At 64.8% G+C, this 2786-nt stretch carries 3 protein-coding genes; all 3 read left to right on the top strand.

Annotated features, from left to right (window positions below; all coding sequences use genetic code 11):
- Window positions 1–1076: ABC transporter ATP-binding protein (locus tag BAC01S_RS29715; protein ID WP_027798010.1), on the top strand; the 1076-nt coding region annotated here is incomplete at its 5' end.
- Between the two features lie 13 nt (window positions 1077–1089).
- Complete coding sequence (locus BAC01S_RS29710) at window positions 1090–2055, top strand: ABC transporter permease subunit (RefSeq protein ID WP_027798009.1); 966 nt, start codon at window positions 1090–1092, stop codon at window positions 2053–2055.
- A partial coding sequence (locus BAC01S_RS29705; RefSeq protein WP_043204202.1) for an ABC transporter permease subunit occupies window positions 2052–2786 on the top strand: 735 nt, incomplete at its 3' end. The genes BAC01S_RS29710 and BAC01S_RS29705, both read left to right, overlap by 4 nt.

The following is a 2786-nucleotide window of genomic DNA, read 5'->3' as shown; positions in this document are numbered from 1 at the left end:
TCCGCATCGAAAACGTCGTCAAGAAGTTCGGCGAGAGCACCGCCGTGGACAACGTGAGCCTGAACATCGCGAAGAACGAACTGTTCGCGCTGCTGGGCAGCTCCGGCTGCGGCAAGTCCACCCTGCTGCGCATGCTCGCCGGGCTGGAGAGCGCCACCTCCGGGCGCATCTACGTCGATGGCGAAGACCTCGCGACGCTGCCGCCCTACCGGCGTCCCGTCAACATGATGTTCCAGTCCTACGCGCTCTTCCCGCACATGAGCGTGGAGGCCAACATCGCCTTCGGCCTGAAGCAGGAAGGCACCCCGAAGAACGAGATCAAGGAACGCGTGGCCGACGCCCTGAACCTCGTGCAGATGAGCCGCTACGCCCAGCGCAAGCCGCATCAACTCTCCGGCGGCCAGCAGCAGCGCGTCGCGCTCGCCCGCTCGCTCGTCAAGCGCCCCAAGCTCCTGCTGCTCGACGAGCCCATGTCCGCGCTCGACAAGAAGATCCGCCAGAAGACCCAGCTCGAACTCGTGAACATCATCGGGAAGGTCGACGTCACCTGCGTCATGGTCACCCACGACCAGGAAGAAGCCATGACCATGGCCAACCGCCTCGCCGTCATGAGCGAAGGCCGCATCGTGCAGACCGGCACCCCCTCCGACGTCTACGAATTCCCCAACAGCCGCTTCTCCGCCGAATTCATCGGCTCCACCAACCTCTTCGAGGGCAAGGTCGTGGAGGACGAGCCCGACCACATCTTCGTGGAAAGCGGGGACCTCGAAACGCGCATGTACGTCAGCCACGGCATCACCGGGCCGCTCGGCATGCCCGTGGGCATCTCGGTGCGCCCCGAGCGCGTGCGCGTGACGCGCGAGAAGCCCGGCACGCCCCACAACTGGGCCCGCGGCGTGGTCTCCGACGTCGCCTACATGGGCAGCTACTCGCTCTACCACGTGCGCCTGCCCGGCGGCAAGGTGGTCGTCTCGAACCTCTCCAGCTCGCACCTCATGAGCGAGGGCGCCCCCGCCTGGAACGACGACGTCTACGTCTCCTGGTCGCCCGCCAGCGGCGTCGTGCTTACGCAATGAGGAAGAGGACATCATGAGTACTTCCCTGCCCTCCACCAATGCCTCTGCCGCTTCCGGCGGCGCGCTGCGCGTCTTCTCGCGCCTGTTCTCCCGCTTCGTGCCCTCGGGCCGCTCCACCGTCATCGGGGTGCCCTTCCTCTGGCTCACGCTCTTCTTCGCCGTGCCCTTCGTGCTCGTGTTCAAGATCAGCTTCGCCGACCAGATGATGGCCGTGCCCCCCTACACGAACCTCGTCGGGATGAAGGACGGCGTCGTCCACTTCGCCCTCCAGCTCGGCCACTACGCCTTCCTCCTCCAGGACGACCTCTACATCGCCACCTACATCAGCTCCCTGAAGATGGCGGCCGTCTCCACCCTCCTGTGCCTGCTCATCGGCTACCCCGTCGCCTACTACATCGCGCGGTCGAACCCCGCCACCCGCAACCTCCTCATGATGGGCGTCATGCTCCCCTTCTGGACCTCCTTCCTCATCCGCGTCTACGCCTGGATCGGCATCCTCAAGGACGACGGGCTCCTGAACCACGCCCTCATGGCCATCGGCCTCATCCACTCGCCGCTGCGCCTCTATCACTCCGATGCGGGCGTCTACATCGGCATGGTCTATTCGTACCTGCCCTTCATGGTCATGCCCCTCTACGCCCACCTCGTCAAGATGGACCTCACCCTGCTCGAGGCCGCCTACGATCTCGGCGCGAAGCCCTGGGTGGCTTTCACGAAGATTACGCTGCCGCTCTCGAAGAACGGCATCATCGCCGGCAGCCTCCTCGTGTTCATCCCCGCGGTGGGCGAGTACGTGATTCCCGAACTGCTCGGCGGCGCCGACACCCTCATGATCGGCCGCGTGATGTGGGACGAGTTCTTCAACAACATGGACTGGCCGATGGCTTCCGCCGTCACGGTCGCAATGGTGCTGCTGCTGCTCGTGCCGATGGCGCTCTTCCAGCACAACCAGGTCAGGCAGCTGGAGGAAGGCAAATGATCCGGCCCAACCGTACCCTCTCCACGGGCGTGCTGACGCTCGGCTTTCTGTTCCTTTACATCCCGATCATCAGCCTCGTGGTGTATTCGTTCAACGAATCGAAGCTCGTCACCGTCTGGTCGGGCTTCTCGCTGAAGTGGTACGCCGCGCTCCTGCAGGACGACGAACTGCTCAACGCCGCGTGGCTGTCGCTGAAGATCGGGCTGATGACCGCGTTCGCCTCGGTGGTGATCGGCACGTGGTCGGGCTATGTGCTCGCGCGCATGGGGCGCTTTAGGGGCTTCGCGCTCTTCGCCGGCATGATCAACGCGCCGCTGGTGATTCCCGAAGTCATCCAGGGGATCTCGCTGCTGCTGCTCTTTGTGGCGATGGAGCAGTTCCTGGGCTGGCCGAAGGGCCGGGGCGTGCTGACCATGTGGATCGGCCACGTGATGCTGTGCGTCTCGTACGTGGCGATCATCGTGCAGTCGCGGGTGAAGGAGATGAACCGGTCTCTGGAGGAAGCCGCGCTGGATCTGGGCGCCACACCCTTCAAGGTGTTCTTCGTGATCACGCTGCCGCTGATCTCGCAGGCGCTGGTTTCCGGGTGGCTGCTCTCGTTCACGCTCTCGATCGACGATCTGGTGCTCTCGGCGTTCCTCTCGGGCCCGGGCTCGACCACGCTGCCGCTGGTGGTGTTCTCGCGGGTGCGCCTGGGCCTGAACCCCGAGATGAACGCGCTGGCCACGCTC

It is taken from the genome of Paraburkholderia acidipaludis NBRC 101816 (assembly GCF_000684975.1).
Classification (GTDB): domain Bacteria; phylum Pseudomonadota; class Gammaproteobacteria; order Burkholderiales; family Burkholderiaceae; genus Paraburkholderia; species Paraburkholderia acidipaludis.
Note: the sequence above shows the minus strand (reverse complement) of the source record. Positions and strands in the feature narration are given on the sequence as shown.